Origin of the sequence: Algoriphagus formosus (assembly GCF_002807035.1) — a bacterium.
Classification (GTDB): domain Bacteria; phylum Bacteroidota; class Bacteroidia; order Cytophagales; family Cyclobacteriaceae; genus Algoriphagus; species Algoriphagus formosus.
Map to the genome: position 1 here is coordinate 1,288,830 of NZ_NIUC01000002.1, position 17,493 is coordinate 1,306,322.

At 42.5% G+C, this 17,493-nt stretch carries 17 protein-coding genes; 8 read left to right on the plus strand and 9 right to left on the minus strand.

Annotated elements, in window-relative coordinates; all coding sequences use genetic code 11:
- The first annotated feature begins 22 nt into the window (after positions 1–22).
- The 4 genes from CDH51_RS11885 to CDH51_RS11905 all read left to right on the plus strand — a co-directional run bounded on the left by CDH51_RS11885 (position 23) and on the right by CDH51_RS11905 (position 3,277).
- Positions 23–445: a VOC family protein gene (locus CDH51_RS11885; protein ID WP_100628766.1), complete on the plus strand. Its 423-nt coding sequence runs from the start codon at positions 23–25 to the stop codon at positions 443–445.
- A gap of 6 nt (positions 446–451) precedes the next feature.
- Entirely contained in the window at positions 452–1,510 is a 1,059-nt protein-coding gene (locus CDH51_RS11890) for an aminotransferase class I/II-fold pyridoxal phosphate-dependent enzyme (RefSeq protein WP_133389565.1), read from the plus strand.
- A 2-nt stretch (positions 1,511–1,512) separates the two neighbouring features.
- Positions 1,513–2,745: a serine hydrolase gene (locus tag CDH51_RS11895; protein ID WP_100628768.1), complete on the plus strand. Its 1,233-nt coding sequence runs from the start codon at positions 1,513–1,515 to the stop codon at positions 2,743–2,745.
- 145 nt (positions 2,746–2,890) lie between these two features.
- Positions 2,891–3,277, plus strand: coding sequence for a hypothetical protein (locus CDH51_RS11905; RefSeq protein ID WP_133389563.1), 387 nt, complete (start codon positions 2,891–2,893; stop codon positions 3,275–3,277).
- A gap of 19 nt (positions 3,278–3,296) precedes the next feature.
- On the opposite strand, the gene CDH51_RS11910 is transcribed toward CDH51_RS11905, so the two are convergent.
- Positions 3,297–4,730 (minus strand): DASH family cryptochrome, encoded by a 1,434-nt coding sequence (locus tag CDH51_RS11910; RefSeq protein WP_100628771.1) that lies wholly within the window; start codon positions 4,728–4,730, stop codon positions 3,297–3,299.
- A 96-nt stretch (positions 4,731–4,826) separates the two neighbouring features.
- Here CDH51_RS11910 and CDH51_RS11915 point away from each other — a divergent pair, with 96 nt between their 5' ends.
- From CDH51_RS11915 to CDH51_RS11930, 4 genes are all read left to right on the plus strand, one after another.
- Positions 4,827–5,768: a polysaccharide deacetylase family protein gene (locus CDH51_RS11915; protein ID WP_100628772.1), complete on the plus strand. Its 942-nt coding sequence runs from the start codon at positions 4,827–4,829 to the stop codon at positions 5,766–5,768.
- 72 nt (positions 5,769–5,840) lie between these two features.
- On the plus strand, positions 5,841–8,261 hold the full coding sequence (locus CDH51_RS11920; RefSeq protein WP_100628773.1) for an alpha-L-rhamnosidase-related protein: 2,421 nt from the start codon (positions 5,841–5,843) through the stop codon (positions 8,259–8,261).
- Positions 8,262–8,328: 67 nt separating this feature from the next.
- Entirely contained in the window at positions 8,329–8,739 is a 411-nt protein-coding gene (locus CDH51_RS11925) for an alkyl hydroperoxide reductase (RefSeq protein WP_198514300.1), read from the plus strand.
- 13 nt (positions 8,740–8,752) lie between these two features.
- Positions 8,753–9,172 (plus strand): hypothetical protein, encoded by a 420-nt coding sequence (locus tag CDH51_RS11930; protein ID WP_232724805.1) that lies wholly within the window; start codon positions 8,753–8,755, stop codon positions 9,170–9,172.
- Here the strand turns inward: CDH51_RS11930 and CDH51_RS11935 are convergent.
- From CDH51_RS11935 to polA, 8 genes are all read right to left on the minus strand, one after another.
- Positions 9,169–9,711 (minus strand): dihydrofolate reductase family protein, encoded by a 543-nt coding sequence (locus tag CDH51_RS11935; RefSeq protein ID WP_100628774.1) that lies wholly within the window; start codon positions 9,709–9,711, stop codon positions 9,169–9,171. The genes CDH51_RS11930 and CDH51_RS11935 overlap by 4 nt on opposite strands.
- Before the next feature lie 155 nt (positions 9,712–9,866).
- Positions 9,867–10,352 carry a hypothetical protein gene (locus CDH51_RS11940; RefSeq protein ID WP_100628775.1) on the minus strand — a complete coding sequence of 162 codons (486 nt, stop codon included), beginning with the start codon at positions 10,350–10,352 and terminating at the stop codon, positions 9,867–9,869.
- 149 nt (positions 10,353–10,501) lie between these two features.
- Entirely contained in the window at positions 10,502–10,975 is a 474-nt protein-coding gene (locus tag CDH51_RS11945) for a hypothetical protein (RefSeq protein ID WP_133389562.1), read from the minus strand.
- A gap of 431 nt (positions 10,976–11,406) precedes the next feature.
- Positions 11,407–12,123: a hypothetical protein gene (locus tag CDH51_RS11955; RefSeq protein WP_100628778.1), complete on the minus strand. Its 717-nt coding sequence runs from the start codon at positions 12,121–12,123 to the stop codon at positions 11,407–11,409.
- Between the two features lie 2 nt (positions 12,124–12,125).
- On the minus strand, positions 12,126–12,623 hold the full coding sequence (locus CDH51_RS11960) for an RNA polymerase sigma factor (RefSeq protein ID WP_100628779.1): 498 nt from the start codon (positions 12,621–12,623) through the stop codon (positions 12,126–12,128).
- 26 nt (positions 12,624–12,649) lie between these two features.
- A complete protein-coding gene (locus tag CDH51_RS11965; RefSeq protein ID WP_157807099.1) occupies positions 12,650–12,928 on the minus strand; it encodes a hypothetical protein in 279 nt (92 codons plus the stop codon).
- Positions 12,929–13,149: 221 nt separating this feature from the next.
- Positions 13,150–14,523, minus strand: a complete 1,374-nt coding sequence (gene radA / locus CDH51_RS11970) for a DNA repair protein RadA (RefSeq protein WP_100628781.1) — start codon at positions 14,521–14,523, stop codon at positions 13,150–13,152.
- A gap of 86 nt (positions 14,524–14,609) precedes the next feature.
- Entirely contained in the window at positions 14,610–17,438 is a 2,829-nt protein-coding gene (gene polA, locus CDH51_RS11975) for a DNA polymerase I (RefSeq protein ID WP_100628782.1), read from the minus strand.
- Positions 17,439–17,493: the final 55 nt, after the last annotated feature.

A 17,493-nucleotide genomic window follows, 5' to 3' on the forward strand; every position in this document is an offset into this window, starting at 1 on the left:
TCAATAAACGAAAGTAATAAATATGAGCGAATTCAAACCCTTTCACCTTGCTTTCCCTATTCGTGATATCGAAGAGACCCGTGCTTTCTATGGAGAATTGCTTGGATGTGATATCGGTAGAAGTACTGATAAATGGATCGATTTCAACTTTTTTGGGCATCAATTGTCTGCACACATAAAGCCTGAGGAACTAGCCAAAGCAAATACCAATGCAGTGGATGGAAAAAATGTGCCGGTTCGACATTTTGGGGTGATCCTCCCTTGGGACGAATGGCATGCTCTGGCTGATAAATTGAAAGCGCATGGGATAGAGTTTGTCATCGAGCCATACATCCGTTTCAAAGGTGAAGTAGGCGAGCAAGCGACGATGTTTTTCTTGGATCCTGGCGGAAATGCGCTGGAATTCAAGTCATTCCAAGATGAATCTCAGATTTTTGCGAAGTAATATCTTTTGAAGAAACACAAGCTAAATACCGGCATCGGTCGAATGATCGAGATCGAAGGAAAGGACTACCTATACTTCAGCGGGACCTCCTATTTGGGGATTCCGCAGGATATAGATTTTTTGGATATTCTGGCTAATAATGTGTTCGAGTATGGTTCTAATTTCGGACAAAGTAGAAAGAATAACATACAGCTAGAAGTCTTTGATGAGTTTGAAACCTTTTTTGCTGAAGAGGCTGGCGCTGATGCAGGAGCACTTTTCAGTTCGGGTTATCTCGCCGGAATCGCTGCTTGGAAGAGTGTCATTAATCAGGTAGATGAGGTCTGGATCGCCCCAGATGCCCATCCGGCAGTCATTCCAGACGGACATCTAGCAAGCGATCAATTAAATTTTAAACAATGGAAAATTGATTGTCTGGAAAAAGCTGAATCTCTTTCTTCTCGAAGCATATTGATAGTCGGTAATGCCGTGGATGCCTTAAATGTGCAAATCCATGATTATTCTTGGGTGGAGGAAATTGGTAAAAAACATAAAGTTTGGCTTCTGGTTGACGACTCACATGCTTTTGGGGTTTTGGGAAATGGAATATTTGGCACTTACTCCAAGCTGCAATGTGATTCCGTTTCAGTAATTGTGAGCGGTTCTTTGGGTAAGGGTTTGGGCCTGCCAGCAGGAATCGTTCTCTGTCCGGATTATCATATAGACCATATTAAAAATTTGCCACTTTTTGCTGGGGCTTCTCCTGGATCTCCTGCCCATATCCGGACTTTTTTGGAAATGCAGCATACTTATGAAGCGGCACACGAACACCTGAAGGAACTGTGTCAATACTTCTATGAGTTGATTGCCTTTATGCCACAGATCATAGGAAACCCTGACTACCCGGTTTTTCGATATACCGAAGACTCTTGGGTGGAGCAATTGGAGAAATCAGGAATCATCACCTCCAGTTTTCCTTATCCACATGCGGATAGTCCCAAAGTTAACCGGATTGTTCTTTCAGCTTTCCACGAAAAAGAAGATATTGAATACCTAGCTGATATTTTAGAAAATCTAGCCCTTTAACAATGCAAAAGCTAACGATTCTATTTCTGATTATTTTATTTTCATTCGCTTGTTCTCAAAAAGAGCCGGTACTTTTTGAAGATGGTTTGGAGGATTTTCCGACTCTTCAGCGAGTCTTGGATAGTGTGGATAAGTATCAAGTTCAGATTCTTTTTACGCAAATAGATCGAAATGAGCACATGAATCCCATGATGGAAACCTTTTCTTTCAATTTGGATGATGAGCGTTATTTCTACCCGGCTTCCACTGTCAAGTTACCCGTCGCCATTCTAGCCTTGGAGTGGCTTGAAGAGCAAAATGTGGATAACTTAACCTTGGACACACCCATGCTGACAGATTCGGTGAGGCCTTCACAGCTTCCAGCCTATGTGGATAAGTCCTCTATGGACTCCCTCCCAAGCATTGGGCATTACATCAAAAAAATCCTTTTGGTTTCAGACAATGACGCTTACAATCGCTTGTATGAGTTGCTTGGTCAAGACTACATTAATCAAAAGCTTGCCGAAAAGGGCTTGAATCATACGGTGATTAATCATCGCCTGAGCTATCCCGCAAATGAAGTTGAAAATCGCTTCTTCAATCCCATTCGGTTTGTGGATAAGTCTGGAAATATTCTTTTGGAATTGCCCGAGAGAACTACCGAAAAGGTTTATTCCAATCCTGAGCGGCCCATGATTGGAAGAGCCTACTATGCCGGTGATTCGCTGATTGAGACAGGCATGGAGTTTACCTTCAAAAATAAATTTGCCCTATCTGACCTGCATGGAGTCGTCCAGCGAATTGTATTTCCTCGCTCATTTATGGAAGCTGATCGTTTTAATTTGAATGAGGAGCATCGTGAGTTTATCCTGAAATACATGAGTATGCTACCCGGCGAGTCTGATTTTCCCAAGTACGAAGGACCCGACTATTACGACAGCTATTCGAAGTTTTTCAAGTTTGGAACAGATAAAAACCCCATTCCGGAACGCTTTCGGATTTTCAATAAGACAGGTTGGGCTTATGGTCACCTGATTGATGGAAGCTATTTTGTGGATTATGAGAATGGTGTTGAATTTTTTGTGTCGGCGGTGATTTATACCAACCAAAATGAAACCTTGAATGATAATACTTACGAGACGGAGGGAATTGGATTACCGTTCTTTGCCGAGTTGGGTGAGTATCTTTATCAGCGGGAACTGAATCGTAAGAAAATATTGAAGCCGGATTTTGAGGGGTTGAAATTTGAGTACTAAGCGGTGAAACTGTTTGTCAAATATTTTAAGAAGAATTGGGCTTGGGGATTATTATTTGCAGTTCCTCTAGTCTTTTGGCAAAAAGGCTATGTCTATCCCGAGTTGCGTTTCGAGTATGATTTTCTTCGGGAAAAATCTACTTACTATGAAATGCTATTTTACTGGGCCTTTTGGACTGCCACTCAATTCTTCGTCTGGCGCCCTGGATATTTATGGAAGCAGGAAAATCAGCAATCCAAAAATTCAAATGACTGTCAAACATAACTCGTCTAATAGCAAACTTACAGAGTTGAAACTCTTTCTAAGGGTTTTTGCTTGGTTTATTGTTTTGACCAGTTTGGCTGGTATGCTAGTAAATGGCTATGTCGGAATCAATCGTGGATTCGATTGGTCGTATTTGAAGGATTATCGCACCTACATAAATTTAATTTTCAATATGATCCTTTGGTCTGTGGTGATGTATTTTACTTTTTGGAAGTATAATCCGAACTACAGGAAAAAAATGCAGGAAAAGTATGGAGCTAAAAAATAATTATCCACATTCTCCACTATCAAAAAACCCCTTCCAGATCAACCATCGACTGTGGATAAGTATTGCCCATTTGAATTCCGATCTTTTTTAGTTGCGCTGTGGATAACTCCCAAGGTTGATGAATATCAAAGCCTTTGATATCTGCTAATTCAGGAACCCACAATCGTACATAGTCTCCGTTTTTGTCATAATTTTTTCCTTGCCTCAGGATATTGAAGTAGCGGTTTTCTCGAGGATCATTTCCTACGCCACCCACATACATCCAATTACCCCAATTGGAACAAACATCATAATCGATCAGTTGGCTTTCGAAATAACTAGCCCCCCAAGTCCAATCAATTCCCAGATCATTGACGAGAAAACTCGCCACATTTTGACGGCCACGATTTGACATGAAGCCGGAGAATTTGAGTTCTCGCATATTGGCATCTACAAAGGGGACTCCTGTCTGCCCCTCACACCAGCGCTGAAAATCAGCACTATCTCTGCGCCAGGAGTCCCTTGTATTTTTAATCCCTTCTATCTTGAAGACTTTATTCCCGTGTTTTTTGGTGATAAATCGAAAATAATCTCTCCAAATCAGCTCAAAAATCAACCAATAAGTGCTTTGGTTTTTCTTTCGCTCCTTTTCATATCGCTTCACTTCCTCGTAGATGGTACGAGGCGACAAACATCCTAAAGCTAGCCAAGCGGAAAACTTTGAACTGTAGTCTTCACCCATAAGTCCATTTCGGGTTTCTTTATAAACTTTCAGGTGATCACCTTCCCAAAAATAGGATTGGATTCGCCCGAGGCCAGCGCTTTCTCCACCATCAAACTCCATCACCGAACGGCGCTCAGGCTCAGGGTCCTCCAATCCGTAACTTTTCAAACCAGGCAATTCACCACTTAGTGGAATCACTGATTCATTGGGAAAGTTTATTTTATTGGGTTGTGGATAAGTGGGCCTTACGGAAGCCATTTTCTCCACTGATTTTCTGAATTGGGTAAAAACTTCAGGAACTTGCGTCACAGGAAATGGTAAATCCTCAATGTGATAAAGGGTTGATTGCCAAAACCTTTCCGTAGCTATCCCCTTTGACCAAGCAGCTTTCTCTAAAGACTTATCCACATGCTGTTCTTCTGCAGTCACCTCCTCCGAGAAAAATATAGCATCAGCTTTTACCCGCTCAGCTAAGGTGATTATTTCGACCTCCGGATTTCCTCTTAGGATTACTAAGTCTCCGTCAATCTTGCGTAGATTTCTTCTCAAATCCGCCACAGATTCCAATAGGAATTTGCCTCTGAAACTTCCGGTTTTTGGATAACCAATTTCCGTCGTCTCAAAATGTCGAGGATCAAAGCAGTAAACAGGAATCACTTCGGCTCCGCTAGAGCAAGCCTTGTGTAATGCTTCCTGATCTTTTACGCGAAGATCATTTCGAAACCAAACGATAATCCTATTGAAGTTCATATTGTGCAAACAGGCTGTCTAGGCGAAGTGTTTGGGAGAAAAATAAAAATTGAGTTGTAGCGATTTTGTTTAATTTCAGCTTTGATTCGATTGATTATGAAAAAAATTCCGTTGCTCCTCGTTTTACTGAGTCTTGTCCCTTTTTCCGCTTTTTGCCAAAGTCTCCAAGAAAAATTGGGTTATCCCAAAGATTCCAAACTTTTGATCATTCATGGAGATGATGTGGGAGTTTCTCATTCTCAGAATAAAGCTACGTTTGAGGCGATCAAAAACGGCTTGGTCACCTCTACCAGTATGATGGTACCGGCGGCTTGGTCTTCAGAAGTTGCAGAGCTGGCAAAGGAAATTAGAGATCCCGATATCGGGATTCATATTACGCTTACTAATGAGTGGCTTCATTACAATTGGGGTCCCGAAGTAGGAAAGTCTACTGCTCCAGGTTTGGCAAATCCATTGGGACACATGTATCCTACTTGCGTGGAGGTCAGTGAGCATGCTAGCCCGGAGGAAGTGGAAATGGAGGTTCGTGCCCAGATTGAATCCGCAAAATCCTTGGGAATTGATATCACACATCTTGATTCCCACATGGGCTGTATGTTTTTTGGCAGGCCGGAATATTTGAAAATCTATGTCAAGCTAGCATTGGAATATGAAATTCCTGCCATGCTCAATCAGCAAATTTTACAAAGTTTGATTCTTCCCAATAAGCCCCTTTTTGAAGGCTTAAATGTGGATAAGTTGCCGGTGATAGATCAAATAATTATGGCGGATGAGGCAGCTTATGAAAGTGGAATGGAAGAATTTTACACACAAGCCTTGAAAAATCTGCCTGCAGGAGTCCATGTTTTGTTGATTCACCTCGCTTTTGATGATGAGGAAATGAACGCTGTGACGGCAGGGCATGACAGTTTCCATGCGCCTTGGCGACAGGCCGATTATGATTTTTTCACGGGTGAAAAAGCCAAGAATTTAATCGAAAAGGAAGGGATCAAACTGATTACTTGGCGGGAAATAGGAAAGCTGATGAGGGACTTATAACCGATAAATGCACTGTGATAGTGCAAAAAATATTTAAAAACGCACTCAAGGAGTGCAAAATCGCTTAGTAGAATGTTAAATAAAATTCTCCGAATTACTAAAAGCCTGCTTGTTCTTCTTCTCCTAGCATGGTGCTGGAGTTGCCAAAATCAAGCTGATTCATTTAACCAAATTTTCCAAGACCTAGAAAATCAAGAAGGAATCGAAGGTAAAGCGGAATACCTCAACTCCCCATTTTCAGCTGCAGGAGATCGATTGTACTTAGTCGGACATCAAAATGGCTCATTTCCGGATTTGGGTTGGCATGTGGAAGGAGAAATGGGAGGAATCTGGTTGCATCCAATTAAGTTGCTTGATGGTTTTGTAGCACAGCTTGGAGATGATTCTCAAAGCATTTGCCTGACGGAAGGAAAGACTTTTACCAATTATCCATTTGCCAATACGATTGATTATGGAAGCGTATTGGCAGATTTGGAAGTAGAACGTATGCACTTTGTACCGGATGCGAGGGAGGGAATGATCGTTTTGTATCGTTTTCGAAATACTGGTTCTGTGGATAAATCTTTTGATTTTTCATGGACTTCCAAGGTAGACCTGAGGCCAGTTTGGCTTGGAGAGCGAAGCGGGATGATTGATCAAGCGGATGAGATAGCTTTCAATGAGTTGACCGGAACATTCACTGCAAAGGATCAAGGGAATGATTGGTATGCCGTATGGGGAACGGATGCGGGAATTCCACTGACACCTGTCAATCCAATCTGCAATTTTGAGTCGAGAGGCATGGGTACTTCGGCTGCCTTCGGGGTCCAACTGAATATTCCATCAGGGTCTGAATTGATTTTTCCCATTTATATCGCTGGCTCTACTGAAAGCGAATTAAGGGCTTTGGAAACCATTGCTGATTTGAGAGAAAATCTGGAGGCTGACTGGTTTTCCAAAAAGCGACGTTATGAGGAAATTTCCGAGAAATCCGCCATTAACATCCCAGATAAGCAGCTGCAAAAGGCATTTGAGTGGACTAAGTTCAATACGGATTGGTTGGTACGCGATGTGCCGGATTTAGGCAGGGGTTTCGGTGCAGGCTTGCCGGATTACCCCTGGTTTTTTGGTGTGGATAGTGAATATACCATTCAGGGACTTTTGGCCACCGGTAGAAAAGAACTGGTGTATAGTACTGTGGAATTGATTCATGAGCTATCTGAAAAAACCAACGGAAATGGTCGAATTATCCACGAAGCATCCACCAATGGGGTAGTTTTCAACCCCGGTAACATCAATGAAACGCCGCAATGGGCTTCCATGATTTGGGAGGTTTACCGCTGGACTGGAGATCAAGAGTTTTTAGAGAAGTATTTTCCATCTGTGGAAAAAGGGCTCATTTGGCTCCTTGAAGAAAATGATCAGGATAGGAATTTATTGGCAGATGGCTATGGGATGATGGAAATCCACGGATTAGAATCGGAGATGATTGATGTGGCTGCCTACAGCTACAAGGCTTTTGCGGATGCGGCGAAAATGGCCGAAATACTCGGAAAAACCGAACTTTCTGAAAGTTATCAACAGACTGCAGATGCTTTGGCAGAAAAAATCAATAGCGATTTCTGGGTGCCTGAATTTGGGAGTTATGCAGATTTTATAGGTACAGCGGAAGAAGCCTTGCACCTGATTGATGGAGCGATTATCCGTGCAGATACCTTGAATAAGCCTTGGGCTGTGGAGGAGTTGAAGGCCACCAAAAGGTATTTATCCACAATCCCAGCAGATCAAAAACAGGGCTTTGTATTATATCACAATTGGGTGGTCAATACACCGATGGAAGTAGGAGTAGCAGATCCCGAGAAAGCTCAAATCGCATTGGAGACAGCACGGAATTATACCAATCCCTTTGGCACCTTTGTGACGGGAATTGACCGTGACGAAAGCGCAGAGTCCGAAGATGGTTCTTTTTCCGGGAGTAAGGTTTTTTCTTACACAGGAGCTGTGATGACTTTGCCGACAGGTGTCTCCGCTATTGGAGAAAACAGGTATGGAAACCCGGACGCAGCCTTGGATTACCTTCAGCGAATGACCCGCAGTTTCAGCTTTGCATTGCCAGGCTCGATCTACGAAGTTTCTCCTGATTATGGCATGTTTACCCAAGCTTGGAATTTGTATAGCTATGCGATTCCCATCGTCACACAGTTCTTTGGGATTCAGCCGGATGCAGGAAATCGGGTGATTTATATTCGGCCTCAAATGCCCTCGGATTGGGAAAGTGCCAGTATTGAAAAGGTGCAAATAGGAGACAATGAAATTTCCCTTAGCTATGAAAAGATTGATGGGGAGTTGACAATTGAAGTGTCCCAAACACAGAAAAAATGGGGTTTGTCAATTGAAATTCCAGAAAGCTATGAGCAGGTGAAAATCCTAGGCAAAGAGGTGAGTTCGGATACGCAGAATGGCTATCGCAGGATTTTGATGACAGGAGCCAAGGTACGGGTGGAGGCTAGGTAAGATAGTGCTGTTGAAAAAAGATTGAACGCATTCTCAAACTTTTTGACTTCCGAATAGTCCTTAAGGAATGGAAAAAAATTATCCCATTTGGATGGCGACTTGCCTGAAATTGGCAGCAGTTTATAATATTCTCTGGGGAGCCTGGGTGGTTATTTGGCCCAACAGTTTTTTCGAATGGACGGGCATGGCTCCTTTGCAGCACCCTACTATTTGGCAAGGGACTGGAATGATCGTCGGGGTTTATGGGTTGGGTTATTGGTGGGCAAGCTACAATCCGCTCAAGCACTGGCCCATTGTGGCAGTTGGCTTTCTAGGAAAAATATTCGGGCCTCTCGGCTTCCTTTTCAATTACCTCGTTTTAGGGGAAATCCCTTTTCAGTTTAGCTATACCCTCTATACCAACGATCTGATTTGGTGGATTCCTTTTTTTCTGATTCTAAAAAAGGTACACACCGAAACGCAATGGCAACTCCGATGAACCAAAATGAAAAATGATGGAATGGATTCGGCTTTCGGTAGACTCAGGACTTTTCGTTTTGATCTGGTTGGTGCAAGTGATTATTTATCCATCCTTTCTGCATGTGGACAGAGAAAAACTGAATTACTGGCATCAAGTCTATACCCGCAAGATTCTCTATTTCGTGGCACCTTTGATGTTTATTCAGACGGGGGTAATTGCACTCCAACTACTCTTTGATCCGCTTATTTTTCTTTTGGATGGATTGCTTTTGGCGATGGTTTGGGTTAATACCTTTTTCATTGCAATCCCTATTCACAATGCGATCGATCGGGAGGAAAGTATTGATGCGAATATCTTGAAACTCCTCCAAGTAAACCGATGGAGAGCTTGGCTTTGGACGGCCTTATTTCTACTCACAGTGGGTCGAATTCTTATAGACTTATTGGGTTAACTTCTATTCCGAACATAAAAGCTTTGGGCGATTTTCCCCAAAAAGACTTTGGAGGACAGACAATCAAAAAGGAGCGGTTTGGGTAAGTCCGAAAACAAAGGAATACCGGAACCTAAAAGCAAGGGGATGGTGGTAATGGTCATTTCATCGATCAAGTCAGCTTTCAGGAAACTCTGAATTGTCTTTCCACCGTCGATGTACAACCGTCGATATCCCTGTTGATTAATGCCCTCAATTACTAGGGGAAGTGGGTCGCTGACGATCTTCACCTTTTCTTCGAGAGTCTTCGGAACTTCTTTCAGGGAATTGCTCAGTACAAAAACCGGCTTCTCATAAGGCCAAGGAATGTCAAAACCGCATACCGTTTCATAGGTGTTTCTTCCCATCACTAAAGCATCTACCTCCTGCATAAAGTCCGCATAACCCATATCATTTTGCTCAGGATTGGGGATGGAGTGCAACCAAGCTATGCCTCCATCTTTATCGGCAATAAAACCGTCTAGACTGCATGCGATAAAGATTTTGTTCTTTTTTTCCATGATGCTTGAGGGAAAAATTTGCAACGCCTAGGCTAGCCATCATACCGGGCCTTGAAAGCGTTTTCTTTTCAAGTTACAATTTTCGTGCTTGGAGCAACGAGTGATCGCGCTGGTTTTTCTGCCCGGTTGGGGCTAGGTGATGTTGGCGGCTGGTTCTACTTGGTTAGTTTTTCAATTATGCCTTTTGAATAATTTCGTAATCTTTTCTTATTTGCTATTAGAGAGTTATAGGTTAATGCAAATGCTCCTACCCATCCGACCCCCAAAATAATCCAGGAGTTGGAGTTCATCTTTGTTGAAATGAGTAAGCCGACTAAAGTCCAAATGGTCATTAAAATAAGCCCAAGGATGATAATGTAAGAGAAAGAGTTGCTAAATGGATAAATGTCACATTTAATAATTGTCTTATCTAAATTCTGAGATATGGTCAATTTAATCTTTCCTACTCCCCTGAAAGGAGCAAGTGTAGAAGGACGGCTCTGAATGTTTATTTGATTGTTTGTGATTACTACAAACTTTGATTTGTTATACCGATCATAGTCACTAATCAGCTTATTAGCAGAGTCTAAAATTTCATCCCTTCTCTTTGAGGTTAGGATTTCAAAGCTTTCGTTCACATACCTATCAATTTTTGTAAACATATCAATTTAACTTGCCGCCAACGTTTTGCATATGGCTTGTGGCGGTTTCGAAGCTCTTTCCTGTCCACCGAAACCAAAGCTGACTATGGTACGAAAACCTTGCTGGTAGCCGTTCACCCGCCATAAGCTATAAGCTGTGTTGTAGCATGTTATTTATATTTATACTTATTTCGCCAAAATTCTTCTCCTTTTAGAAAATCCAATAGAATTTCAGTCATTTGGTCGGCTGTCTTTATCTCTTTTACTAAAAGGATGTGGTCGTCATCTGTTACAAGTCCCGAAGCAAAACCATCTTTGAAACTTCCACTTACATGCAAAGCCTTGAACCCTTTACTGTTTAAGTCTTCTAATTGAACTATGTGAAAGTTATTCCAATTAGTCGACTGCATTGTCTCTACAATTACTTCGGAGTTTGCGTTTTCCGAGATAGTTTCTTCATCTCCACCAAACCCCTTAGTAACGGTCAGTTTTAAAGTCCGTTGTTCCTGTCGAACTTCACTACGAGTTTCTTCAATCTTGGACCTTTCGATATCCCTTGTTAGAGATTTTCTTTTTGTATAAAAACTGCTCAATGTTATTATTCCAAGTAATGCAAGAGTTCCTATTATCAGGAAGGTATTCATCTTTCTCACTGTGTTTATTTTTTTTAATGTGCTACAACTAGTAAATATCCTCAATAAGCTGTAATTTTTTGGAATGCCAAGACCTGAATTTGCCCCATCGCTTGGTGGTTCACTTCCACTTATTTTTAAGAGGAGTAAACTAATTTCTAAATATAAGAATAAACTCTAACTCTATGATATCGGGAAAATAAGGTGAAGGAGCCAATGATATTAGCGCTTACTGGATCTTCCTACTCTTGATTTTGGAACGGATAAGAAAAAAAGCATCGATTATTCCCAAAATCAATAAGCCATAGCCAAGGTAATTTTTAAATCTACCTATGTCCTCTGGTTTAATTAGAACAGTATTCATTAATCCTACGACCAAAAAGAGAATGGTCCGAATAATTTTCCAGCTGGTTTTTTGATTGGTTCCCATTGTCTTTGGCGAATTAGGTGAATAATAAATACATCAATAAAACTATTCCAACGATTCCAAGGATAGCGAATATCCAAATCCACCTTTTCCGATTGGAATGATAGTTTTGAATGTGCTCTTCTTTGAGGGAGCCTTCATCTGCCTCTTTCATCAACTTTTCCAATTGACCGATATTGAATCGGAATTGATGATTTTGTGCAAAAAAACTTATTCCAAAGCTAAGTAAGCTACCGATTCCAAAAACTGTATAATCATCCCATTCCAAGTCAGGAACCTGGCCGTATTTCATTATAAAATAGAAATAGCAGCCAGTGAGAAATATCATAGTAGCTGTTGAGGCATTTATCAAAATAGATTTTCGATATTCTATATGATAAAACCCAATATATTCCTGCAGATTCTTAATGATAGAGCCCCCAAATTTGACAAGAGAAAGCTTCTTCAGCGTACCAAACTGAAGGAGAGCCCCGGATATCAAAATGATTAAAAATGTAAGCAGCGTAAAGGATAGCCCCGAACCTTTTGCGAAAAGCAGGAGATAAATCACTGCTAGGGAAAGGATGGACTTCAGCACGATATCCAAAATTAAAGCTGACTTGAATTGCGACTGAATGCTTTTTGATGAAGACCGGATAAACTGAGTTATTTCTTTCTCCGTTAGCTTTTTTTCTTCAAATATGGGCTCTTTTTTCCAAGCCTCTTTATACTTATCCAAGTCGATTGATTCCATAATTATTGTAGCTTTTGGATTAGTTGGGCCAGTTTTGTTTTGATTCGCACCAGTTTGACACTTACATTTTTTACACTTATTCCGATCGTTTCAGCGATTTCATCATAGGACTTCTCATCAAGCCATAGTAGGATGATGGCTTTCTCGATTTTGTTGAGATGGGAGATCGCTTGATATAGAACTTTGATATCTTCTGAGGCTTCCATCTTGCTGACCCTATCATCAATCTCCGGAGAAACTTCAGTCTTTAGCAAGAGTAGCTTTGGCTTTTTGTTTTGAGTGATGGCAGTATTCAATGCCACTCTATACATCCAAGTAGAAAAGGAAGAATTCCCCTTGAAACTGGGGTAGGATTTCCATAATTGGAGGATTATTTCCTGATATAAATCCTTTCGGTCCGATTCGTTTTTTGCATAGACGAAGCAGATTTTGTGGATAATGCCTTGATGCTTTTCTATCCTTGAAATAAATTCCTTTTCTATTTCTTTGGCTGCGGACATGTGGGGATCAGCTATTTAAGCTTGACTTATAGGAATAAGATGGCAAAAAAGACGATGATCCCCAAGAGCAAGAGCCCTGCAAATAGCTTGGTTTTTTGTTTGAGCTGTTGGCTTTCCTCATTTTGAAACTTCTGCTCGATTAGGATTCCCATGACTGTGCCAACAGGTAAGGATGAAGAAAGGGCAATCACGAAGTTTTCGGTTAGAAAAAATAACCCTATCCCTAGAACTATGGTGATCAATGAACCCAGAAGGTAGCCCGCACCTTCAAATATTCTTGAGCTGTGATTATTAGTAGTTTTCATGTGTTTATAATTTGTCTTAAAGAGGTCACATGGAATCTCGCAATTATAATCATCCCTCTGTGTGTCGCTTGCGTCATGCTCGATTTCATCTGCTTTCTTTTTTGGTAAACTCATTTACTACGTTAGTCTACCAAAGCATCAAAAAACTACAGATGAAGGGAAAAAAATTCTCAGTGGGTAAAAAGCTCCATTTTGTACTAAAGGATTGAATGGAGAAACTATCAAAAAATCAACTGATACATTTCCTCCAATTTGCTGACTTGGATGACCTTGATTTTGAATTTCGAAAGGTCCAAGCCCTTGACGGCGTATTTGGATACCATGATCTTTTTGAAACCCAGCTTTTCTGCTTCGGAAATTCGGTTTTCTATCCGGGAAACGGCACGAACCTCTCCGCCCAAACCCACTTCTCCCGCAAAACAAATCTGTTCGGACACCGGAGTGTCCTCATAGCTCGAAATCAAACTCGCACAAACGGCCAAATCCAATCCCGGGTCGTCCACACGCATGCCGCCTGCGACATTCAGAAAGACATCCTGATTCCCAAGCCTCATTCCGCCTCGCTTTTCCAATACAGCCAATAGCATATTCAGTCGCTTGGCATCGTGCCCGGTACTGGTACGCTGGGGCGTGCCATAGGTGGCAGGGCTTACCAGTGATTGGATCTCGATCAGAAGTGGGCGGTTGCCTTCTAGCATGGCGCCAATAGCTACCCCATTCAAGACTTCCTCTCGCTGAGTCAGTAAAATTTCCGATGGATTGGCAACAGAGCGAAGCCCATCTATCCGCATTTCATAAATCCCCAATTCATGCGTGGATCCAAAACGGTTTTTGGAGGTCCGCAAAATTCGATAGGTCAGGTGTCGGTCCCCTTCAAATTGTAAAACGGTGTCCACCATGTGTTCCAAGACCTTGGGTCCGGCAATGGATCCTTCCTTAGTCACATGACCGATTAGAAAAACTGGCGTACCCGTTTCTTTGGCAAATTTCATCAGCTCTGCCGTGCATTCCCTCACTTGCGAGACCGAACCGGCAGCGGATTCGACATATTGGCTATTCAAAGTTTGAATGGAGTCAATGACCAAAAAATCAGGCTTGAGCAGTTCGACCTGCTGAAATATCTGTTGGGTGTTTGTTTCTGAGAGCACATAGCAATCCGGATTGGAGACTGCCATTCGGTCTGCACGCATTTTGATTTGGGCTTCCGATTCTTCACCGGAGACATAGAGAATGGTTTTCCCGGTAAGCGTCAATGCGATTTGAAGCATCAAAGTGGACTTCCCGATCCCCGGTTCCCCTCCAATCAGCACCAAAGACCCAGGGACGATTCCTCCTCCCAGCACCCGATCCAATTCCGGATCCCCAGTCACCCATCGAGCCTGTTCCTCGTAGTTGACCTCCTTGATTTTTTTGGGGGTATTGGTTTTTTTTGTCCCGCTACCACTTGGTTTCCAACTCCCCTTTCCGCTTTCTTCCTTTTGGATTATTTCTTCCACATAGGTATTCCATTGCCCGCAAGACGGACATTTTCCCAGCCATTTTGGGCTTTGAGCTCCACAGTTTTGACAGAAGAAAGAGGTTTTTATTTTAGCCATTAGAGGAGTAGCAAGTAGTTAGTATTAAGAAGCTAGAATCAAGACAAAAGAATTTTTCAATTTTCAAATTTTCCAATCTTTCAATTCTAATGCGCTTCCAACCAATCATTCCCCAATCCCACTTCCACTTCGATCGGCACAGGAAGGTCAATCGCCTCAGACATAAGCTTGGGAACTTCTTTTTTCAAAAGTTCCACCTCATCTCGATGGGCATCAAAAACCAATTCATCATGCACTTGCAAGATCATCTTGGATTTAAGCTTTTCCTTTTTCATCCAATCATGAACTCGAATCATGGCAACTTTAATCAGGTCTGCTGCTGAACCCTGGATTGGCGCATTGATGGCATTTCGCTCAGCAAATCCACGCATCGTTTGATTCCGGCTATTGATATCCCGAAGGTAGCGGCGGCGACCCAAAATCGTCTCCACAAATTCATCGGTTCGGGCTTTTTCAATCACTCCATCCATATAGGCTTTGACCGCAGGAAATTCCTTGAAATAGGCATCGATGATTTCCTTGGCCTCTCCTCTTGGGATGGAAAGCCGCTGGGAAAGCCCAAAGGCCGAAATACCGTAAATGATCCCAAAATTGGCTGTTTTGGCTTTTCTACGCATATCCGAGGTCACTTCCTCAAGGGGTGCTTGGAAAATCTTGGCAGCTGTCGTAGCATGAATGTCCCGGCCGTTTTTGAAGGCTTCGATCATGGATTCATCCTTGGAGAAAGCCGCCATAATTCGAAGTTCAATCTGAGAATAATCCGCTGCCAGAAGGACATGGTTTTCATCTCTTGGCACGAATGCCTTTCTGATTTCCCGTCCCCGATCGGTACGGATAGGAATATTCTGCAAGTTTGGATTGATCGAAGAAAGTCGACCGGTAGCTGCCACAAATTGATTGTAGGTGGTATGAATCCGACCGGTTTTTTCATTGATCATGGTGGGTAAGGCATCCACGTAGGTGGATTTGAGTTTCACCATTTGACGATAGTCCAAAATAGCTCGAGCGATTTCATGCTCTCCGGCCAGCTTGCTCAAGATCTCTTCCCCGGTGGCATATTGGCCCGTTTTGGTCTTTTTTGCTTTCGGATCCAGTTTTAGCTTTTCAAATAATACATCGCCCAACTGCTTGGGAGAGGCCAGGTTGAATTTCACTCCAGCCAATTCATAGACCCGCTTTTCAATTTCCTGACTTTCGGTTTCGAGTGATTTGCTCAATTCAGCCAAGCTGTCTGTATCGATTCGAACCCCTTCAAATTCCATATCGGTTAGGACTGGAATCAATGGATTCTCCACCTCGTAAAACAACTTTTCAAGCTCATTTTCCTTGAGCGTCGGGTCGAATTTTTCTTTGAGTCGAAGGGTAATATCCGCATCCTCAGCGGCATAGGCAGTGACGGTGTCTTCGTCCACATCCCGCATATTTCCCTGATTTTTGCCTTTTTTGCCTATTAGCTCCGTAATGGATACTGGCTTGTAATTGAGGTATTGCTCCGCCAAGACGTCCATCCCATGCTTGCCTTCCGGCTCGATGAGGTAATGGGCTAGCATGGTATCATAAAGTGCTCCTTTTACTTCGATACCGTAATTTTTGAGCACTAAGAGATCATACTTAATATTTTGGCCGATTTTGAGGATGGATTCATTTTCAAAAAACGGCTTCAACTCCTCCAGAATCGCTTCGGTTTCCTTCTGATCTTCCGGGCAAGGGATGTAATAGGCCTCGCCGCTCAGGTATGCGAAGGAAAGCCCGACCAACTCAGCTTCCATGGCATTGAGCGAGGTGGTTTCCGTATCAAAGCAAACTTCTTTTTGCAGCAGCAGATACCCTAATAGTTCTTTGACCGCTTCTTTACCTTTGATTTTGTGATAATTATGGAAATTGCTGTCGATGGTCTCCAAGACGATCGGGGCGCTGGTATTGACAGTATCTTCTTCAAATTCTACTTCCGAATTCGCTGATGTGCTGCTGCTACTTGAATCTCCGAAAAGACCCAATTGCTCATTTTGCTGAATGACGGCTTTCTTACCCTCTTCTTTGAATACCCGCTTTGAAAGCGTTCGGAATTCCAATTCGGTGAAAATGGCCCGAAGCTTTTCCTCGTCAAAGCCGTCGTAGCGTAGTTCCTCTTCCACAAAATCTACCGGCACATCGATTTTGATGGTGGCCAATTCTTTGGAAAGGAGCCCTTGATCCGCAAAGTTTTCTACATTTTCCTTTTGCTTCCCTTTGAGCTGATCCGTGTTTTTGACCAATTCTTCCACCGTTCCAAACTCTTTGAGCAGTTTGGTGGCTGTTTTGGCACCGATACCCGGGATACCCGGAATATTATCCACCGAGTCACCCATCAGCCCCAAAATATCCCGAACCTGATCCACATGCTCAATATCCCACTTGGCACATACCTCTTTTGGGCCCATGATATCCACACCATTTCCCATAAAGGCTGGCTTGTAGAGAAAAATATGATCATCCACCAGCTGTCCGTAGTCTTTGTCCGGGGTCATCATGTAGACGGTAAAGGATTCCCGCTCGGCTTTTTTGGCAATCGTGCCAATGATGTCATCCGCTTCAAAGCCATCCATTTCCAAAAGAGGAATATTAAAGGCTTTGACGATTTCTTTCACCCAAGGAATAGAAACCGTGATATCTTCCGGCTGTTCCTGTCTATTGGCCTTATACTCTACAAATTGCTCGTGTCGAAAAGTAGGTGCTGAGGTATCAAAAGCAACCGCGATATGAGTGGGCTTTTCTTTATTTAATACCTCCAGGAGTGTATTGGTAAATCCCAACATCACCCCGGTATTGAGGCCTTTCGAATTGATTCGGGGGTTTTTGCTGAATGCAAAATGGGCCCGGTAAATCAGGGCCATCGCATCGAGAAGGAAAAGTTTATGGGCTTGTTTTTGAGTCATTTTATCTTGGGTCCAAATGAGCAGTTGAAGTTACAAAAAATCCCCTGCCTGAGGC